Here is a 20,033-nt window from a genome sequence, read left to right as displayed (position 1 = left end):
GGTCCTAGGGAGCGCCCGTCGGGTCCTAGGGAGCGCCCGGTGCCGCGGGAACGGCGGGGGCGGCCGGGGCGGAGGCGGTGGCCGCGGAGGGCGCCGTACGGGGCTTGTCCACGCCGGTGGTGGCCGGCGGGGGAATGCGGTCCTGGCGGTTGGCGGAGGCGCCCCGGTAGACCGCGCTGAAGGCGAGGGCGACCATGCCCACCCCCATCACCAGGGCAAGGACCCAGGCGACCGGCCTGTGCCAGCGTGCGCTGCTCCGGTAGGGGCGCAGGGCGCCGCCGTGCGGGCCGTAGGGGCCGAGGTCGTCGTCGGCGGTGTCCGGATCGTAGCCGTCGGGGAGGCGGCCGGAGTCGTAGCCGTCCTCGTAGAGGTCGTCGTCGGCGAGACCGGCGACGGCGCGGGCCCGGGCGGCCTCGGCCTCGGCGCGGGCCTGCGCGGCGGCGAGCAGCCGCTCGACGGCGGTCGGCTCGTGGACGGTGGCGGCCCGTACGAAGTCCTCGTCGAAGACCACGGTGGCGAAATCCTCGTCGGCGCCGCCGCGGTCGACAGAGTCCTCGGGGTCCCCGCCGTCCTGGAACGGCTCGCCCCCCACGTCGTCCGGCACGGACTCAGAGTAGACCTGGGAGGGGGTTTTGGGCAGGGAGAGCGCGAACTGTCCCTGCCCGATCCCGGCGTCCGGAAGGGGAAGCCGGTTACCGAACGTGACCGTCGCCGGTCACGATGTACTTGGTGGAGGTGAGCTCCGGAAGGCCCATGGGGCCCCGGGCGTGCAGCTTCTGGGTGGAGATGCCGATCTCGGCGCCGAAGCCGAACTGTCCACCGTCCGTGAAGCGGGTGGAGGCGTTGACGGCGACGGTGGTCGAGTCGACCAGCTGGGTGAAGCGGCGTGCCGCGGCCTGGGAGGTGGTCACGATGGCCTCGGTGTGGCCGGAGGACCACAGGCGGATGTGCTCGACGGCCCGGTCGAGGGAGTCGACCACGGCGGCGGCGATGTCGTAGGAGAGGTACTCGGTCTCCCAGTCCTCCGGGGTGGCCGGGACGACGGTGGCCTTGCCGCCCTCGGCGAGGGCGAGGACGCGCTCGTCGGCGTGGACGGTGACGCCGGCCTCGGCCAGGGCGTCCAGGGCGCGCGGCAGGAAGTCGGCGGCGATGTCCTGGTGGACGAGGAGGGTCTCGGCGGCGTTGCAGACGCTGACCCGGTGGGCCTTGGAGTTGATCAGGATCTCGACGGCCATGTCGAGGTCGGCCTGGGCGTCCACGTAGACGTGGCAGTTGCCGGTGCCGGTCTCGATGACGGGGACCGTGGACTCCTCGACGACGGTCTTGATCAGGGAGGCGCCGCCACGCGGGATGAGGACGTCGACGAGGCCGCGGGCGCGCATGAGCTCGCGCACCGACTCGCGGGACTCGCCGGGGACGAGCTGGATCGCGTCGGCGGGCAGTCCGGCGCCGCCGACGGCGTCGCGCAGGACCCTCACCAGGGCGGTGTTGGAGGAGTACGCGGAGGACGAGCCGCGCAGCAGGACCGCGTTGCCGGACTTGAGGCAGAGGGCGGCGGCGTCGACGGTGACGTTGGGGCGGGCCTCGTAGATGATGCCGACGACGCCGAGGGGGACGCGGACCTGACGCAGGTCGATGCCGTTGGGGAGGGTGGAGCCGCGGACGACCTCGCCGACCGGGTCGGGCAGGGCGGCCACGTGCCGGACGTCGGCGGCGATGGCCCGCACCCGCTCGGGGGTGAGGGTCAGGCGGTCGATGATCGCCTCGCTGGTGCCGGCCTCACGGGCGCGGGCGATGTCCTCGCCGTTGGCCTCGACGATCTCCGCCGTGCGGACCTCCAGGGCGTCCGCGACGGCGAGCAGGGCGTCGTCCTTCGTCGCGCGCGGGAGTGGCGCGATCTCGGCGGCGGCGCCGCGGGCCCGGTAGGCGGCCTGGGTGACCGGGGACATGTTGTCGAAGGGCGTGAGCGAGGTCATGCCCGCAGGGTACTGGCACCTCTGCGGACATCCCTCACGTATCCCTCCGCCGTCCCGCACTGCGAGACGCCCCGCGGCCGGCTGCCGAACGGCCGGAAGTCGACGTCAGTACGGGTGGACGCCGACCGGGGCGGCCGGTGGGGGGCCGTAGCCCTCGGCGATCCGCTGGTGGTAGGTCTCCCGGTCGATGACCTCCAGGCCGACGATCTCCCAGGGCGGCAGCTTGGCGGTCTGCCGGTGCTCGCCCCACAGCCGCAGGGCGACGGCCGCGGCGTCGTGGAGGTCGCGGGCCTCCTCCCAGTAGCGGATCTCGGCGTGGTCGTTGGCATAGCGGCTGGTCAGCAGGAACGGGTGGTCGTGGGCCAGCTGCTCCAGGCCCCGGCGCACCTCCGTCAGCGGAGCCTCCGCCCCGGAGACGCTGAGGGTGATGTGCCAGAGCTTGGACACCTCCCGGTCCGGGGTCGTCTCGTCCGTCTGCTCGGGCGGGTCCTGCTCGTACTGGTCGAAGTCGGCTCCGGCCTCGACGCTCGTCAGGGCGCGTTCGGCCGTCCCGCGGGGCGTTGCCCCTGGGCGCGCTCGTCTCACCGGCGGCCTCCTGTGTGATGCCTGTGCTGCGTGCTGCTGCATGCTGCTGCGTGTGCTGCGCGTGCTGTCGTCCCCGCCCTGTTCGTTGTCCCCGAGACAAAGTTGACCAGCCCGGGGCGACGCATGGGGCGGTTTTGGTAAAGGTCCCTACCGGATGACCAGAGTTTCAGCCGTTTCGGTTCACATCACGACGAGGTCGTCGCGGTGGACGACCTCGCGCTCGTACTCGGGGCCGAGTGCGCGGGCGAGTTCGTGGGTGGAGCGGCCCAGCAACTGCGGGATCTCCTTCGCGTCGAAGTTGACGAGCCCACGGGCGACGGCGTGGCCGGAGGTGTCGCGCAGTTCGACCGGGTCACCGGCGGTGAACTCGCCCTCGACGGCGGCGATCCCGGCCGCGAGCAGCGACTTCTTGCCCTCGACCACGGCCCGCACGGCCCCGTCGTCGAGGGTGAGCGCGCCCTGCGGGGTGGAGGCGTGGGCGAGCCAGAGCAGCCGGTCGGCGGAGCGGCGGCCGGTGCGGTGGAAGTACGTGCCGGTGTCGCGGCCGGCGAGGGCGTCGGCGGCGCGGACGGCGGAGGTGAGGACGACGGGGATGCCGGCGGCGGCCGCGATCCGGGCGGCCTCGACCTTGGTGACCATGCCGCCGGTGCCGACGCCCGCCTTGCCGGCGGAGCCGATCTCGACGTGGGCGATGTCGGCGGGGCCGGTGACCTCCGCGATGCGCGAGGTGCCGGGCTTCGACGGGTCGCCGTCGTAGAGCCCGTCCACGTCGGACAGCAGGACGAGCAGGTCGGCGCGGACGAGGTGGGCGACGAGGGCGGCGAGTCGGTCGTTGTCGCCGAAGCGGATCTCGTCGGTGGCGACGGTGTCGTTCTCGTTGACGACCGGCAGGGCGCCCATGGCGAGCAGCTGGTCGAGGGTGCGGTAGGCGTTGCGGTAGTGGGCGCGGCGGCTGGTGTCGTCCGTGGTGAGCAGGACCTGGCCGACGCGGACCCCGTAGCGGGCGAAGGAGGCGGTGTAGCGGGCGACGAGCAGGCCCTGGCCGACGCTGGCGGCGGCCTGCTGCCGGGCGAGGTCCTTGGGGCGGCGGGTGAGGCCGAGCGGTGCGAGGCCCGCGGCGATGGCGCCGGAGGAGACCAGGACGATCTCCTTCTCGCCGCCGCTGCGGACCTTGGCGAGGACGTCCACGAGGGCGTCGACGCGGTCGGCGTCCAGGCCCCCGGAGGCGGTGGTCAGCGAGGACGACCCGACCTTCACGACGATCCTGCGGGCTTCCGTCACGTACTGCCTGGCCACTGTCACCTGCGTCGTCCTCGCCGTCCTGCTCGTGCTCTCGCTCGGCAGGCAATCTACGCGAGCCGCGGCGGCCGCCGCCCGCCTATTCCACCGGCTGGACGGCGGCTCCGGTGTGCGCCTGCCAGGCCGAGACGATCATCGAGCGCACGTCGTGGCGGGCCTTCCAGCCCAGTTCCGCGGTGATCCGCTCGGCGGAGGCGACGACCTGGGCCGGGTCGCCGGGGCGCCGGGCGACGACCTCGGGCGCGACGTCCCGGCCGGTGACCTCGCGGACCAGGTCGATCACCTCCCGGACCGAGACGCCTTCGCCCCGGCCGATGTTGAGAGTGAGGTCGCGGGACTCCCCCGCCGCGGCGAACTCGGTGAGCCGGCGCGCGGTGGCCAGATGGGCGTCGGCGAGGTCGGCGACGTGGATGTAGTCGCGGACACAGGTGCCGTCGGGGGTCGGGTAGTCGTCGCCGAAGATCAGCGGCGGCTCGCCGGCGTCGAGCCGCTGGAAGACCATCGGCACGAGGTTGAAGACGCCGGTGTCGGCGAGGGCGGGCTCGGCGGTGCCGGCCACGTTGAAGTAGCGCAGGCAGGCGGTGGCCATGCCGTGCGCGCGCCCGACGGAGCGCACCATCCACTCGCCCGTGACCTTGGTCTCGCCGTACGGGCTGAGCGGGGCGCAGGGGGTGTCCTCGGTCACGAGCTCGGTGTCGGGCGTCCCGTACACGGAGGCGGAGGAGGAGAAAAGGAAGGCGCGGACGCCGGCCCCGGCGGCGGCTTCGAGCAGGACCTGGAGGCCGCTGACGTTCTCGCGGTAGTAGAGGAGGGGGCGCTCGACGGATTCGCCGACGGCCTTCTTCGCGGCGAGGTGGACGATGCCGCTGATTGCGTGCGCGCGCAGCACCCGGTCGAGGAAGGGGCGGTCGAGGACGCTGCCGCGCTCCAGGGGCACGCCCGCCGGGACCCTGGCCGGGTCGCCGGTGGAGAGGTCGTCCAGGACGACCACCCGCTCACCGTCCTCGGTCATGGACTTGACGACATGGGAGCCGATGTAGCCGGCGCCGCCGGTGATGAGCCACGTCATTCGGGCAGCCTAACGCGAAGGGGACGAAACAGCGGCGGCCCGACGGTGCTCCCCGAAGGGGACCGCCGGGCCGCCGCCTCGGACAGGGGCTCAGCCGCGCTCGGCGAGCGAGGCCCGGAACGCCAGGCACTCCTCGTACACCGGCAGGATGCCGGCCTCGCGGGCCTGCTCCAGGGTGGGGCCCTGGGCGTCCTTGGCGGAGAGCTCGGGCTCACCGTCGACCGGCCACTCGATGCCGATCGCCGGGTCGAGCGGGTGGATCGTGCGCTCGCGCTGCGGCGCGTACCCCTCGGAGCAGAGGTAGGTGACGGTCGCGTCGTCGGTGAGCGCGCAGAAGCCGTGGCCGAGGCCCTCGGAGAGGTAGACGGCCTTGCGGTCCTTGTCGTCGAGGCGCACGGCCTCCCAGCGGCCGAAGGTCGGCGAGCCGACCCGGACGTCGACGATGATGTCGAGCACCGCGCCGCGCACGCAGGTCACGTACTTCGCCTGGCCGGGCGGCACGTCGGCGAAGTGGATGCCGCGCACGACCCCGGCCGCGGAGACGGAGAGGTTGCCCTGCTTCAGACCGAGCGGGTGACCGACGGCCTCGGCGAGCACGTCGGCCTTGTACCACTCGAGGAAGAGGCCGCGGGCGTCCCCGTGCTGCTGCGGGACGAACTCCCAGGCACCCTCGATGCCAAGCGGGTTGACCTTCATGGAAACGGTCGGTCCTCTCTGAAGGCCCTCAGGCCTGGTCGGCTTCGTACGCGAGCAGGTCGAGCAGGTAGTTCCCGTAGCCGCTCTTGGTCAGCGGCTCGGCGAGAGCGCGCAGCCGCTCGTCGTCGATGAAGCCGGCCCGCCAGGCGGCCTCCTCCAGGCAGCCGATCTTCATGCCCTGGCGCTCCTCGACCACGCGGACGTACTCGGAGGCCTGGACCAGGGACTGGAAGGTGCCGGTGTCGAGCCAGACGGTGCCGCGGTCGAGGACCGAGACCTGGAGCTCGCCGCGGTCGAGGTAGTGCTTGTTGACGTCGGTGATCTCCAGCTCGCCGCGACCGCTGGGCTTCAAGCCCTTGGCGATCTCGACGACCCGGCTGTCGTAGAAGTAGAGACCCGGCACCGCGTAGCGGGACTTGGGGTTCTTCGGCTTCTCCTCGATGGAGCGGGCGACGCCGTTCTCGTCGAAGTCGACGACACCGTAGGCGGTGGGGTCGGAGACGGCGTGGGCGAAGACCACACCGCCCTCGGGCTGCCGGTACTTGGCCAGCTGACGGCCGAGGCCGACGCCGTGGAAGATGTTGTCGCCGAGGATCAGGGCGACGGGCTCGTCGCCGATGAATTCCTCACCGATGACGAATGCCTCGGCAATTCCGTTGGGGTGCTCCTGGGTCGCGAACTGGATGTCCAGTCCGAAATCGGACCCGTCGCCCAGAAGGCGCTCGAACTGCGGGCGCTCCTCCGGCCCGGTGATGATCAGAATCTCCTTGATCCCCGCCATCACGAGGGTCGACAGGGGGTAATAGATCATCGGCTTGTCGAAGACCGGCATCAGCTGCTTCGACACGGCTCGGGTGATCGGCCACAGTCGGGAGCCGGTACCACCGGCAAGCAAAATTCCACGCATGGGCACGCAGCCTACGGCAGCGCCGTGGGGCCGCTCACCATCACACGTGCGGGACGACCGTGAGAACGGCCACGGAACGGCCGGCGAACTGGTGGTCCGGGCCGAGCCCATAGAATGGTGGCCCTTATGAGGATTCTCGTCACCGGCGGCGCCGGGTTCATCGGTTCACAGTTCGTGCGGGCACTGCTCTCCGGAGAGCTGCCCTCTGGCGAGGGCGCCCAGGTCACCGTCCTGGACAACCTCACCTATTCGGGCAACGAGGCCAATCTCGCCCCGGTGGCGGACAAGTCCGGCTACACGTTCGTCCACGGCGACATCCGCGACTACGCGACGGTCGACGACGCGATGCGCGGTCAGGACGCGGTCGTGCACTTCGCCGCCGAGTCCCACGTCGACCGCTCGATCCTGGACTCCTCGCCGTTCGTCACCACGAACGTGCTGGGCACCCAGGTCCTGCTCGACGCCGCCAAGCGCCACGGCGTCGGCCGCTTCGTGCACGTCTCCACGGACGAGGTCTACGGCTCCATCGCCGAGGGCACCTGGACCGAGGACTGGCCGCTCGCCCCGAACTCCCCGTACTCGGCCTCCAAGGCCGGCTCGGACCTGCTGGCGCTGTCGTACCACCGCACGCACGGCATGGACGTCGTCGTGACCCGCTGCTCCAACAACTACGGGCAGTACCACTTCCCCGAGAAGATGATCCCGCTGTTCACCACGAACCTGCTGGACGGGAAGAAGGTGCCGCTGTACGGCGAGGGCCTGAACATCCGCGACTGGCTGCACGTCTCGGACCACTGCCGTGGCATCGAGATGGTGCTGCGCGGCGGCCGCGCCGGTGAGGTCTACCACATCGGCGGCGGCACCGAGGTCACCAACAAGGAGCTCACCGGCATGCTCCTCGACGCCTGCGGCGCGGGCTGGGACATGGTCGAGCACGTCGAGGACCGCAAGGGCCACGACCTGCGCTACTCCCTGTCGATCGCCAAGATCCAGGAGGAGCTCGGCTACCAGCCGCTCGTCACCTTCGAGCAGGGCCTCGCCTCCACCGTGCAGTGGTACCGCGACAACCGCTCGTGGTGGGAGCCGCTGAAGGCCAAGGCGGCCCTCGCCTGATGAGCGCCGACGCCCCCACCCGCTGGCTGATCACCGGTGCCGCCGGGATGCTCGGCCGTGACCTCGCCGAGGTCCTGGCCGACTCCGGCGCGGACGTCACCGCGCTGACCCGCGCCGAGCTGGACATCACCGACGCCGAGGCCGTGCGCGCCGCCGTGACGGGCCACGACGTGGTCGTCAACGCGGCCGCCTGGACCGACGTCGACGGCGCCGAGGCCGAGGAGGCCGCGGCCACCCGGATCAACGGCGAGGGCCCGCGGGTCCTCGCGGCGGCCTGCGCCGACAGCGGCGCCGTGCTGCTGCAGGTCTCCACGGACTACGTCTTCCCGGGCGACGCCACCGAGCCCTACCGGCACGACGCCCCGACCTCCCCGGTGAACGCCTACGGCCGCGGCAAGCTGGCCGGCGAGCAGGCGGTCGCCGAGCTGCTGCCCGAGCGCGGCTACGTCGTGCGCACGGCCTGGCTGTACGGCGCGCACGGCCGGAACTTCGTGTCGACGATGCTGGGCCTGGCCGAGCAGCGCGAGACCGTCGACGTGGTCGACGACCAGCGCGGTCAGCCGACCTGGACCCGCGCCCTGGCCCGCCAGCTGCGCGACCTGGGCGAGGCGGCCGTGGCGGGCAGGGCCCCGGCGGGCGTCTACCACGGAACGGCCTCCGAGACGGCGACCTGGTTCGACCTGGCGCGGGCGGCCTTCGAGCTGACCGGCCTGGACCCGGAGCGGGTGCGGCCGACCACGTCGGAGAAGTTCGTGCGCCCCGCGCGCCGGCCTTCCTACAGCGTGCTCGCGCACGAGCGCTGGGCGGAGGCGGGCGTGGCTCCGCAGCCGCACTGGCGTGACCAGCTCACCGAGGCGCTGAAGACCCTGGCTCCGGGCGGACGGTCCGGCGCGTGACCCTGCTCGACCGGATCACCACGGCCCTGCCGCGCGGCACCGCCTTCGTCGGTATCGGCACCGCGCTGCTCGGCGGGGCCAACTACGTCCATCTCGCGGCGGCCGGCCACTCGCTGTCCGTCGACGACATGGCGAGCTTCTCCGTCCTGTGGACGGTGGTCGCCTCCCTAGGCCTCGGCCTGTTCTTCCCGGTCGAGCAGGAGGTCACCCGGGTGGTGGCCGCCCGCGTGGTGGCCGGGGACGGTGCCCTGCCCGTGCTGAAGCGCGGGGCGGCGCTCTCCTTCGGACTGCTCGCGGCGGTGCTGGTGCCGCTCGCGGTGTTCGCGCAGCCGCTCGCCGACCTGTTCTTCCACGGGGACCGCAGCCTGATCCTCGCGCTCGGCGGCGCCTTCACGGCGCTGGCCTGCGCGCATGTCACCCGCGGCATACTGGCCGGGCTCGGCCGCTTCGAGGCGTATGGGCTGCAGCTGGGTCTCGACGGCCTGCTGCGGATCGTGCTCTCGGTGGCCCTGGCGCTCGCCGGAGTGACGTCGGTCTTCGTGTTCGCGGCGGTGATGACCGTGGCGCCGCTGATCTCGGTGCTCGTCACGCTGCCGCCGGTGCTGCGCGGGGCGCGGCCGGGTTCGACGGCGGAGTGGCGGGAGCTCATCGAGCACCTGGGTCTGCTCGTCGGTTCGACGCTGCTGGCGCAGGTGCTGGTCAACATCGCGGTGATCAGCACCAAGCTGATCTCGACGGACGACAGCGCCCTCGTGGCCGCGCTGCTCTCGGCACTGGTCCTGGCCCGGGTGCCGCTGTTCGCCTTCGGCGCCTTCCAGGCCTCGCTGCTCGCGGGACTGTCGACGGCGCAGGCCGAGGGCGACAGTCGCGGCTACCGACGGTTGCTGCTGCGGGCGAGCGGGATCACGGCGGGTCTGGGCGCGGCCTTCGGCGTCGGCGCGGTCGCGCTGGGGCCCCTGCTGCTGCCGGTGCTGTTCGGTTCGCCGGACGTGCTGGGACCGGTGGACTTCATGTGGCTGGCGCTCGGCACGACGTTCTACATGCTGGCCATGGTGCTCGGCCAGGCGCTTCTCACGAGCGGTGCCGCGCGGCAGCAGCTGCTGGCCTGGATCGTGGGAACGGGCGTTCTCCTGGCGATCACGCTGAGTCCCCTGGAGCTGCGCACCAGGGTCGAGGTCGCCTATGCCGTGGGGTCGCTGGCGGTCGTCACCGTGATGATTCTCGTTCTTCGCTCTCGTGTAGGCTACCGTTCGGTCCACTCATAGGAATGATCACCATTCCCTCACTCTCCGTGACCATCCGACGGACAGTGGGCTGCAGCCTTACGGCGCCTTTTCACCCCCTCTTCGGAAGTAGACAGGCCCTTTCCATGAGTCGTCCGATAGACCGGAGCCCCGCGTGAAGTTGTGGATGCTGACTTCGGTCACCGGAGTCTTTCTCGTCGCGTGCATCATCGAGTTGCTGCGCCGCCGCAAGCTCAAGGAGAAGTACGCCTTCCTGTGGGTGCTCACCGGACTGGTGATCATTCCGCTCGGCTTCTTCCCGACCGGTCTCGACTCCGTCGCGCGTGCCGTGGGCGTGGCCTCCGGCGTCAGCCTGATCCTCTTCCTCAGCGTGGCGTTCCTCTTCATCGTGTGCCTCCAGCTGAGCTGGGAGGTGGGTCACCTGGAAGAGGAGGGCCGCACCCTTTCGGAGGAAGTGGCACTGCTCCGCATCGACGTACAGGAACTCCGCGGGCAGGTCGCGGATAAGGCGGAGAAGACCGACGGGGCCGCGCAGGGGGGTCGCAAGTGATCGACGGCAAGCGCGTACTCATCATCATGCCCGCGTGGAACGAGGCCGAGGGCGTCGCCGACGTCATCAAGGAGGTCCACACCACGCTCCCAGGCGTCGACGTCCTCGTCGTGGACGACGGCTCGGCCGACGACACCAGCGCCGTGGCGCGCGGTGCCGGCGCGACCGTCATGACGCTCCCGTACAACCTCGGCGTGGGCGGCGCGATGCGCGCCGGCTACCGCTACGCGCACGACCGCGGCTACGACGTCGCCATCCAGGTCGACGCCGACGGTCAGCACGACCCGCGCAACGTCCCCGAGCTCCTCGCGCGTCTGGACACCGGCGCCGACCTCGTCATGGGCGCGCGCTTCGCCGGCACCGGCGACTACGAGACCCGCGGCCCCCGCAAGTGGGCCATGAAGGTGCTCGCCTTCTGGCTGTCGCGGATGGCCAGGACCAAGCTGACCGACGTCACCTCGGGCTTCCGCGCCTCCAACCGCGACCTGATCGACGTCTTCGCGCACTGGTACCCGGTGGAGTACCTGGGCGACACCGTCGAGTCGACGATCGCCGTCGTCCGGGCCGGCTACCGCGTCGAGCAGGTGCCCGTCGCGATGCGGCCGCGCGCCACCGGCACGCCCAGCCAGTCCCCGTGGAAGGCCACGCTCTACCTCGGCCGGATCGGCATGATCCTGCTGCTCGCGCTCAGCCGCCGCTCCGCCCTCGGCCCCAAGGGGAAGAGCAAGTGACGGCGGTGCGCGGGACGGAGGGCCTCGGCACGCTCGACATCATGCTGCCGCACTACGGCGACACCGCCCTGATGCAGGCCGCGGTGCGCAGCGTGCTCGACCAGACCGACAAGGACTGGCGGCTGACCGTCGTCGACGACGGCAAGGAGCCGGACGTCCCCGAGTGGTTCGCCTCGCTCGGCGACAGCCGGGTCCGGTACCAGCGCAACGAACAGAACCTGGGCATCACCCGGAACTTCCGCAAGTGCGTCGATCTGGTGGAGTCCACCCACTTCACCATGCTCGGCAGCGACGACCTGCTGCTCCCGACCTATGTCGAGACCATGCGCGCCGCCGTCGCGGCCGTGCCCGACGCGGCGATCTACCAGCCGGGCGTCGAGGTCATCGACGAGCTCGGCAACACCTCCACGTCGCTCGGCGACGAGGTCAAGAAGCGCCTGTACGCCCCGAAGAACACCGGCCGCCGGCTGGTGCTCGCCGGGGAGCCGCTCGCCGCGAACCTGCTCGGCGGCAACTGGCTCTACTTCCCCTCGATCGTGTGGCGCGCCGCCGCCGTCAAGGAGATCAGCTTCCGGGAGGACCTGTCGGTCATCCAGGACCTGGCGCTGATCATCGAGCTGATCCGGCGCGGCGAGAAGCTCGTGGTCGAGCCGGCCACCGCCTTCCGCTACCGGCGCCACTCGGGCAGCCTGTCCTCCTCGGAGGCCGTCTCGGGAGCCCGCTTCGGCGAGGCCGTCCGCTTCTTCAACGAGGTGGCCGACGAACTCGACGGGCACGGCTGGCCGAAGGCCGCCCGCGCCGCCCGCCGCCATCTGTCGATGCGGCTGCACGCGCTGACGATGGTCCCGGGAGCCTTGCGCCATCGCCAGTCGGCGGCCGTACGCAGTCTGCTGGGGTACGCCCTGACCAACGCACGATGACCGTCCCCCGCGGGGCGGCGGGACCACTCCCGCCGCCCCGCGGAGTTCTGTCCGTACGCGGCCGCGAGACGCCCGTCCCGACCGCACCTCGTCCGCCCCTCGTCCGTCCGGAAGCCACGCCCTCATGACTCCCTCGCAAGCAGCAGAACGCCCGTCCGACGACGCAGCCGCTCCCCGGTTCAGCATCATCGTTCCGGCCTACGGCGTCGAGGCGTACCTGCGGGACTGCCTCGACTCCGTCCTGGGCCAGTCCTTCCAGGACTTCGAGCTCATCGCGGTCAACGACGCCTCGCCCGACGCGTGCGGCGTCATCATGGACGAGTACGCGGCCGTGGACCCGCGGGTCGTGGCGGTGCAGCTCACCGAGAACGTCGGTCTGGGCCGCGCCCGGAACGTGGGCATGGCCCGGGCCAGGGGCACCTACCTGCTGTTCCTCGACAGCGACGACACGATGCTGCCCGGCTCGCTGGCGGCGATCGCGCAGCGGATCGCCGAGACCGGCGACCCGGAGCTGCTGGTCTTCGACTACGCGCGGACCCACTGGGACGGCCGGATCGCCCCCAACGCCAAGGCGAAGGTGCTGGCCGACAGCCCGCGCGCCGCCGTCGGCCTGGCCGACAACCCGGGCCTGCTCGACCTGCTGCAGGTCGCGTGGAACAAGGCGTACCGCCGTGACTTCCTCGACCGCTGGGGCTTCGAGTACCCGGTCGGCTACTACGAGGACACTCCCTGGACCTATCCGGTGCTGGTCGCGGCCGAGTCGATCGCCGTGCTGCCGCGGATCTGCGTGCACTACCGCCAGCGCCGCCAGGGCAGCATCCTGCACAGCACCAGCCGCAAGCACTTCGACGTCTTCGACCAGTACGACAAGGTCTTCGCGTTCCTCGACGCGCACCCCGAGTTCGACCGCTGGCGCGGCCCGCTGTTCGACCGCATGATCACCCACTTCCGGGTGGTCGAGAAGTCCCCCGGCCGCCTCCCCGACGAGGCCCGCGCGGAGTTCCACGCCAAGCACATGCGGTACGAGGCGACCCTGCGCCCCGCCGGGCACACCGGCCCGCGGGCCGCCGGCGGCTCCTCCCGCAAGGCCGTGGCCAAGCTGCCCGCCCCCCTGCGCGGCGCCGCCCGGCGCGCGTACCGGGTGGCCCGGCGCGCCAAGGCGGCCCCGCGCAAGCTGCGCAAGCCGCTGCGCACCGCCGTCCTGGCCGGCTACTACCGGGCCCAGCGGATGCTGCCGGTGCAGAACGACACGGCGGTCTTCGCCGCGTACTGGAACACGGACTACGCCTGCAACCCGGCCGCAATCCACCAGAAGCTGCTCGAACTGGCGCCGAAGGTGAAGACCACCTGGATCCTCAAGCCCGGCGCGCGCAACACCCCGCCGCCCGGCACGAACGTCGTGCACCCGGGCTCCTTCGGCTTCTGGCGTGCCATGGCCCGGGGGAAGTACTTCGTCAACAACGTGAACTTCCCCACCCGGGTCGTCAAGCGCCCCGGCCAGATCCACGTGCAGACCCACCACGGCACCCCGCTCAAGCGGATGGGCGTCGACCTGACCGAGTTCCCGATCGCCCAGGGCGAGCTCGACATGAAGTCGCTCATGGACCGGGTGGACCGCTGGGACTACAGCGTCTCCTCCAACAGCTTCACCACCGCCGTCTGGGACCGCGCCTACCCGGCCGAGTACCGCTCGCTGGACTACGGCTACCCGCGCAACGACGTGCTGGTGAAGGCCACCGAGGAGGACCGGCGCGCGGCCCGCGAGAAGCTGGGCCTGGCCGCCGCCGGCACGGTCGTCCTGTACGCGCCGACCCACCGCGACTACCAGAGCGTGCCGCAGCCGCTGCTCGACCTGGAGCACCTGGCGGCCGAGCTCGGCGAGGGCTTCACCGTCCTGTCCCGGGCCCACTACTTCCACCTGGAGAACCCGGGTGGCACCGGCACGGAGGCGGGCACCGGCATCGTCGACGTCAGCCGGCACCCCTCACTCGAAGAGCTGTTCCTGGCGGCCGACTGTCTGCTCACCGACTACTCGTCGCTGATGTTCGACTACGCCCTGCTGGACCGGCCGGTCGTGATCTTCGCCAACGACTGGGACGTCTACCGCGCGACCCGCGGCACCTACTTCGACATCCACGTCGAGTCCCCCGGCCACGTGGTGGAAACCGAGCCCGAGCTCCTGGACGTCTTCCTCTCCGGACGCTGGTCCGACGCCGACGCCGCGAAGCTGCGGACGGAGTTCCGGAGGCGGTTCTGTGAGTTCGACGACGGTTTCGCCGCCGAGCGCGTGGTACGCAAGGTCTTCCTGAACGAAGAGAATGTTCCGCCGGTCGCTCTCCCCCCGGAGCGCCCGACCCCTCGCACCCGCGGCTAGAGCTACCGTGTCCGGCGAGCCGTACGTCGCCGTCACGCATGAAACACCTTGAGGAAAGGCGCAGTACCCAATGCCTCCCCGCCTGTCAGTAGTCGTTCCCGTATACAACGTGGAGCTCTTTCTCGACGAGTGCCTGCAGTCCATCGCCGACCAGACGTTCACCGACTGGGAGGCGGTCGTCGTCGACGACGGCTCCTCGGACGGCAGCCTCGCGATCGCGCACGCGTGGGCCGAGAAGGACAAGCGGTTCCGTGTGGTCGCGCAGGAGAACAAGGGGCTGGGGCCCGCCCGTAACACCGGTGTCGCGCACCTCACGGACGGCACCGAGTACCTCGCGTTCGTCGACAGCGACGACATCGTGCTGCCCGACACCTACGCGCGCTTCGTCGCCAAGCTCGACGCGACCGGCTCCGACTTCGCCAGCGGCAACGTGAACCTGCTCAAGGCGGGCGAGATCCTGCCCTCGCCGCTGCACCAGAAGCGCCTTTCCACGGACCGCGACAAGACCCACATCTCCCGCGACAAGCAGCTGGTCTACGACCGCACCGCGTGGAACAAGGTCTTCCGGCGCTCCTTCTGGGACAAGCACGCCTTCGAGTTCCCCGGCATCCTCTACGAGGACGCCCCGGTCACCCTCCCGGCCCACTTCCGGGCCAAGAGCGTGGACGTGCTCGGCGACCCGGTGTACCTGTGGCGGCAGCGGACCGGCGGCGCCCCCTCGATCACCCAGCGTCGGACCGAGCCGGTCAACGTCCGCGACCGCATAAGGTCGTGCGACTCCGTGAGCCGGTTCCTCGCCTCCCAGCCGGGCGAGGCGTACGCGGAGCACAAGCGCTGGTACGACCAGATCTTCATCAGCGACGAGCTGCCGCTCTTCATGGGCGTGCTCGACGAGGCCGGTGAGGAGTTCCGCGAGCTGTTCATGCGGGGCGCCGCCGACTTCCTCGGACGGGTCGACCCCAAGGTCCTCTCGCGCGTCGACGTGTCGCTGCGGCTCAAGTGCCACCTGATCACCCAGGGCCGCTTCGACGAGCTCCTGGACCTGATCGCCTTCGAGCGCGAGACCGGCCAGGCGATCCCGGTCACCCGCCAGGGCCTGCGGCACTTCGCCGACTACCCGGTGCTCGACAAGGGCAAGGGCGTCCCCCGCGACCTGCTGCGGGTCGGCTCGGAGTTCTCCGCCCGCGCCCGGGTCGAGGAGGTCGTCTGGCGCGGCGGCCGGCTGCACCTCGACGGCCACGCCTACATCCGCAATCTGGCCGCCCCGAAGCCGAAGCCCTCGCTGCGCGTGCTGATGCTGCGGGAGACCGGCAGCCGGCGCACCGTCCTGGTCCGGCCCAGCCGCACCCGGGCGCCCAAGGCCACCCAGACCTCCGGCCAGTCCCTGCACAACTACGACTGGTCCGGCTTCTCGCTCGACCTCGACCCGGCCAAGCTGAAGGGCCGGGGCGGCTGGCGCGACGCCGTGTGGCGGCTCACCGTCGCCACCGTGCAGGAGGGCGTGGTGCGCCGCACCCGGCTGAAGGCCGGCGAGAGCGGCAGCGCCGAGAGCCCCGCCCAGCACTGGGTCGAGAAGGACGTGCGGATCATCCCGTTCGTCGCCGACGCCCACCTGTACGTGCGGGTCGACAAGGTCCGCGCCAAGCTGACCGGCCACCGGCTCGTCGACGGCGTCCTCGAACTGTCCGGTGTCCTCGGTCACGAGGCCGCCGCGGCGGACGCCAAGCCCGTGATCCGGCTCACCCACGGCACCTCCGAGGCCACGCTGGAGTTCCCCGCAGCCCGCGACGGCGCCGCCTTCACGGTGCGGGTGCCGCTCGCCGACCTGGACGTCGAGGGCCGCGACTCGGAGGACCTGGAGGTCACCGACAAGTGGGCGGTCGAGCTGCTGCTCGGCAAGCAGCAGCACCCCGTGGCCGTGGACGACCGCGAGGGCGACCTCGGCCGCCAGTACCCGCTCGACGGCGCGGACTCCACCGCGTGGGGCTCCCGTACCGTCGCCGTCACCAACGACGGCGTGGGCCGGCTCGTGCTGCGTACCCAGCCGGTGCAGCCCATGGTCGCGGAGGCCACCGTCGGCGCCGAGGGCCGCATCGTCCTCACCGGCGCGCTGCCGTCGCCCGTCACCGAGCCGCTGGAGCTCGTGCTGCGCCACAGCCGGCACGCCGAGGAGCACACCCACCCCGTCACCGTCGAGGACGGCGTCTTCCACGCCGACTTCCTTCCGGTGCCCGGCGGTCTCACCAAGGTGCCGCTGCGCCAGGGCCGCTGGTACCTGTTCGTGCGCTCCGCCGACAGCCGCGTCGAGGTGCCGGTCCGGGCCGTGCCCTCGACCCTCGGCACCCTGCCGGTCGCCTTCACGGTGCGCGGCCGCGACTACGCGCTGACCCACCGCTTCTACGACCGGCTGCTCGTGGACGCCGCGCCCGACCTGGACACCGAGGACGTCGGCTGGTTCCGCCAGCGCGAGATGCGCACCACGGTCTACCAGGAGGCGCGCAACACGCCGCTGAAGGACACCGTCGTGTACGCGTCCTTCTCCGGCCGCCAGTTCTCCGACTCCCCGCGCGCGGTCTACGAGGAGCTGCTCCGGCAGGACTCCGACCTGGAGCACATCTGGGTCGTGGAGGACCGCCGGGCCGAGATCCCCGAGGGCGTCCGGGTCATCCGGCGCTGGAGCCGCGAGTGGTACGAGGCGCTGGGCAACAGCCGCTACATCGTGACCAACACGCACCTGCCGTTCTGGATCCGGCGCCGTGAGGGCCAGGTGATCGTGCAGACCTGGCACGGCACCCCGCTCAAGCGGATCGGCCACGACATCGACAGCGTGCAGTTCGCGGACCGCAAGTACCTGCAGAAGGTGGCCGAGGAGACTCCCAGCTGGAGCTTCCTGGTCTCCCCCAACCGCTTCTCGACGCCGATCATGAAGCGCGCGTTCCAGTTCGACGGCGAGATCCTGGAGTCCGGCTACCCGCGCAACGACGTGCTGCTGTCCCCCAAGACGGAGGACCTGGCGCGCACGGTGCGGGAGCGGATCGGGCTGCCCGAGGGCAAGAAGGTCGTGCTGTACGCGCCGACCTGGCGGGACGACCAGTTCTACCAGGCGGGCAACTACAAGTTCGATCTCCGCCTGGACATCGAGAAGGCGGCGGAGCGGCTGGGCCAGGACCACGTCCTGCTCGTCCGCAAGCACTCCAACATCGTGGACGCCGTGCCCGGTGCCGGTGACGGCTTCGTCTTCGACGTGTCGAGCTACCCGGACATCGCGGAGCTGTTCCTCATCACCGACGTGCTGGTCACCGACTACTCGTCGCTGATGTTCGACTTCGCGAACACCGGCCGCCCGATGCTGTTCTTCACGTACGACCTCGAGTACTACCGCGACCAGCTCCGCGGCTTCTACTTCGACTTCGAGAAGCGGGCCCCCGGTCCGCTGCTGCAGACGTCGGACGAACTCATCGAGGCCCTCGGGGACATCGACCGGATCAGCGCCGGATACACCGACGCGTACCGCGAGTTCCGCGAGGTGTTCTGCGACCTCGACGACGGCCACGCGTCCGAGCGGGTCATCCGCCGGATGCTGGAGCTCGCCCACCCCGAACGCCCGTCCACCGAGCAGCCAGCGGAGCAGCGTTGACCACGTCTTCCATCTCCTTCGTGAACCGGATGAACCGGATAGTGGAGCGGATCCCCGTCCGGCGGCGCCTGCCGCTGGCCGTGTACGCCGCGACCCAGCTGATCTACCTGGTCTGGTGGGCGGCGTTCTACCCGGGCGGGATGAGCTACGACTCCATCTCGTACGTGTGGCACGTCACCACCGGCCACTGGATGTCCAACCACTCGGTGGCGTACGACGGCCTGGTCTGGCTGTCCATCCAGATCACCGGTGATCTGGCGGTACTGACCCTCCTGCAGTCCGTGGCGATGGCCGCGGCGCTCGCGTACGTGGCCGTGACGCTGCGGATGTTCGGGATCAAGGGGAAGTGGCTGTTCAGCGCGGCGGTGGCGTGCGCGCTGCTGCCGTCCATCGGCACCTTCGTGATCTACGTGTGGAAGGACGTGCCGTTCTCGATCGGCGCGGTCATCGCCTTCGGCGCGGCGGGCCGGCTGGCCGTGCGCCGGCTGCGGGGCGAGTCCCAGGTGCGGGACAAGGCCTTCCGCAACGAGATCGCGATGCTGTTCCTCGGCTTCCTGTGCATGGGCATCTTCCGCAACAACGGCCTGCTGGTCGCGGTCATCGCGGTGCCGGTGCTGCTGCTGACGCTGCCGAAGATGCGCCGCTGGCTGCTCTTCGCGACGGTCGTGCCGGTGCTGATCTCGGCGGTCCTCAACACGGTGATCTACCCGGGTCTCGGCGTGAAGACGCCGACGAAGGACCAGGTGTACGCGATGAACTACGCGGACATCGCCGTCGTGTACGGGCAGGTTCCGCATACCTTCACCAAGGCCGACAAGGAGCTCATGGCGAAGGTCGCGCCGCTGGACCACTGGAAGGGCCGGGCGGCCAACTGCTACAACGCCGACTGGGCGATGAAGAAGCCGATGAACCGCAAGGCGGCGGCGAAGTACAACGACGAGCTGCTCGACCTGTGGTTCCGGGTGCTGGACCGCACGCCGGACCGGATGATCTCGGCGCGCCTGTGCCGCTCGCACATCGCGTGGTCGCCGTTCCCGGGTCCGGTGGACAAGATGGGTCACACGCTCATCAGCCCGCCGGCCGTGCCGAAGAACCTGTACGGCTGGGCGGACTGGAACGACGAGGTCCGGGACAGCCCGTACCGCCCGATCATGAAGATCCGTCCGCTGTCCTACAAGCTGAACCACGCGGCGTACTTCGTGTGGCAGGCCAGCAAGACCCCGCAGCTGCAGTGGCTCCTCTTCCGCGGCGCCATCTGGTGCTACGCGGCGTACGCGATCGTCCTGGCGTTCTCCCGCAAGCACCGCACGTGGGCGCCGGTGGCCCTGCTGTCGATCCCGCTGGCCCTCCAGCTGACGGTCGTGGCCGCGAACCCGGCCCCGCTGGCCCGGTACATGTTCGCCCCGATGTTCATCGGCATCATGTGCCTCCCGCTGATCGGCGCGAAGCCGCGCTTCACCAAGCGCTCCCAGCCCACGGAGCCGAAGCCGGAGCCGAAGCGGTCCTCGAAGCCGACCTCGGACCCGGACCCGGAACCCGAACCGGAACCGGTCGCGTAACGCGCTGACGCACGACGAAGGGGCCCGTCTCCTCCTCACCGGAGGGGACGGGCCCCTTTCGCGTACGGCGGGAGGCAGGGCACACGAGAAGGCCCCCACCGGACACACGTCCGGCAGGGGCCCACCTGGCACCGCCCGAGTACTAGAACGCCTCGAACTCGTCGAACTCACGCTGCGCGTCGTCCCGCTCCGCCTGCCGGTCGCGGCGACGCTGCGTGGCCGGACGCGGGGCCTCGAGGCGGTGGGCAGAACCCCCCCACCGCCGCCCTCGCACCGCTCGGCCCCAGGGGGCCTCCCAGGCATCGGACCGCTGCGCCGGACTCCGCCCGCCGACACACGCGGGCCCCCACCGGACACACGTCCGGCAGGGGCCCACCTGATACCGCCCGAGTACTAGAACGCCTCGAACTCGTCGAACTCACGCTGCGCGTCGTCCCGCTCCGCCTGCCGGTCGCGGCGACGCTGCGTGGCCGGACG

16 protein-coding genes are annotated in these 20,033 nt (G+C 71.1%); 9 read left to right on the top strand and 7 right to left on the bottom strand.

Translation table 11 applies throughout. The annotated features are described in order from the left end of the window. Positions 1–25: 25 nt before the first annotated feature. The 7 genes from ACIRQF_RS31950 to rfbA form a co-directional block, all read right to left on the bottom strand. A complete protein-coding gene (locus tag ACIRQF_RS31950; RefSeq protein WP_404097650.1) occupies positions 26–604 on the bottom strand; it encodes a hypothetical protein in 579 nt (192 codons plus the stop codon). Positions 605–692: 88 nt separating this feature from the next. After that, complete coding sequence (locus ACIRQF_RS31945; RefSeq protein WP_376630384.1) at positions 693–1,976, bottom strand: glutamate-5-semialdehyde dehydrogenase; 1,284 nt, start codon at positions 1,974–1,976, stop codon at positions 693–695. A 105-nt stretch (positions 1,977–2,081) separates the two neighbouring features. Beyond that, the gene (locus ACIRQF_RS31940) at positions 2,082–2,561 is read right to left on the bottom strand and encodes a hypothetical protein (protein WP_376630386.1); all 480 of its coding nucleotides are present in this window, start codon (positions 2,559–2,561) and stop codon (positions 2,082–2,084) included. Positions 2,562–2,741: 180 nt separating this feature from the next. Beyond that, positions 2,742–3,863, bottom strand: coding sequence for a glutamate 5-kinase (proB, locus tag ACIRQF_RS31935; RefSeq protein ID WP_376630387.1), 1,122 nt, complete (start codon positions 3,861–3,863; stop codon positions 2,742–2,744). Positions 3,864–3,939: 76 nt separating this feature from the next. Continuing rightward, positions 3,940–4,929, bottom strand: a complete 990-nt coding sequence (galE, locus tag ACIRQF_RS31930; RefSeq protein ID WP_376630389.1) for a UDP-glucose 4-epimerase GalE — start codon at positions 4,927–4,929, stop codon at positions 3,940–3,942. Positions 4,930–5,019: 90 nt separating this feature from the next. Next, complete coding sequence (rfbC, locus tag ACIRQF_RS31925; protein ID WP_382484837.1) at positions 5,020–5,625, bottom strand: dTDP-4-dehydrorhamnose 3,5-epimerase; 606 nt, start codon at positions 5,623–5,625, stop codon at positions 5,020–5,022. A 28-nt stretch (positions 5,626–5,653) separates the two neighbouring features. Then, positions 5,654–6,532: a glucose-1-phosphate thymidylyltransferase RfbA gene (rfbA, locus tag ACIRQF_RS31920; protein WP_376630393.1), complete on the bottom strand. Its 879-nt coding sequence runs from the start codon at positions 6,530–6,532 to the stop codon at positions 5,654–5,656. 126 nt (positions 6,533–6,658) lie between these two features. Between rfbA and rfbB the strand changes: the two genes are divergently transcribed. The 9 genes from rfbB (at position 6,659) to ACIRQF_RS31875 (ending at position 19,556) form a co-directional block, all read left to right on the top strand. Next, positions 6,659–7,645 carry a dTDP-glucose 4,6-dehydratase gene (gene rfbB, locus ACIRQF_RS31915; protein WP_382484834.1) on the top strand — a complete coding sequence of 329 codons (987 nt, stop codon included), beginning with the start codon at positions 6,659–6,661 and terminating at the stop codon, positions 7,643–7,645. Then, positions 7,645–8,541, top strand: a complete 897-nt coding sequence (gene rfbD, locus ACIRQF_RS31910; protein WP_376630397.1) for a dTDP-4-dehydrorhamnose reductase — start codon at positions 7,645–7,647, stop codon at positions 8,539–8,541. Before rfbB ends, rfbD begins: the two co-directional genes overlap by 1 nt. After that, positions 8,538–9,806: a lipopolysaccharide biosynthesis protein gene (locus ACIRQF_RS31905; RefSeq protein WP_376630398.1), complete on the top strand. Its 1,269-nt coding sequence runs from the start codon at positions 8,538–8,540 to the stop codon at positions 9,804–9,806. The genes rfbD and ACIRQF_RS31905 overlap by 4 nt, the downstream gene beginning before the upstream one ends. Positions 9,807–9,951: 145 nt before the next feature. Then, positions 9,952–10,335 carry a DUF2304 domain-containing protein gene (locus ACIRQF_RS31900; RefSeq protein ID WP_404097643.1) on the top strand — a complete coding sequence of 128 codons (384 nt, stop codon included), beginning with the start codon at positions 9,952–9,954 and terminating at the stop codon, positions 10,333–10,335. Continuing rightward, positions 10,332–11,066 carry a glycosyltransferase family 2 protein gene (locus ACIRQF_RS31895; protein WP_404097640.1) on the top strand — a complete coding sequence of 245 codons (735 nt, stop codon included), beginning with the start codon at positions 10,332–10,334 and terminating at the stop codon, positions 11,064–11,066. Before ACIRQF_RS31900 ends, ACIRQF_RS31895 begins: the two co-directional genes overlap by 4 nt. Further along, positions 11,063–11,986, top strand: a complete 924-nt coding sequence (locus ACIRQF_RS31890) for a glycosyltransferase family 2 protein (RefSeq protein WP_404097637.1) — start codon at positions 11,063–11,065, stop codon at positions 11,984–11,986. The genes ACIRQF_RS31895 and ACIRQF_RS31890 overlap by 4 nt, the downstream gene beginning before the upstream one ends. 124 nt (positions 11,987–12,110) lie before the next feature. Beyond that, complete coding sequence (locus ACIRQF_RS31885; protein WP_404097634.1) at positions 12,111–14,360, top strand: CDP-glycerol glycerophosphotransferase family protein; 2,250 nt, start codon at positions 12,111–12,113, stop codon at positions 14,358–14,360. A 70-nt stretch (positions 14,361–14,430) separates the two neighbouring features. Then, entirely contained in the window at positions 14,431–17,997 is a 3,567-nt protein-coding gene (locus ACIRQF_RS31880; RefSeq protein WP_404097631.1) for a CDP-glycerol glycerophosphotransferase family protein, read from the top strand. Then, positions 17,994–19,556 (top strand): DUF6020 family protein, encoded by a 1,563-nt coding sequence (locus tag ACIRQF_RS31875; RefSeq protein ID WP_376630410.1) that lies wholly within the window; start codon positions 17,994–17,996, stop codon positions 19,554–19,556. Before ACIRQF_RS31880 ends, ACIRQF_RS31875 begins: the two co-directional genes overlap by 4 nt. Positions 19,557–20,033 lie beyond the last annotated feature (477 nt).

Source organism: Streptomyces sp. NPDC101191, from assembly GCF_044767915.1.
In the GTDB taxonomy this organism is placed as follows: Bacteria; Actinomycetota; Actinomycetes; order Streptomycetales; family Streptomycetaceae; genus Streptomyces.
The sequence above is the reverse complement of the archived record's forward strand: the minus strand, read 5'-3'. Positions and strand labels throughout refer to the sequence as shown.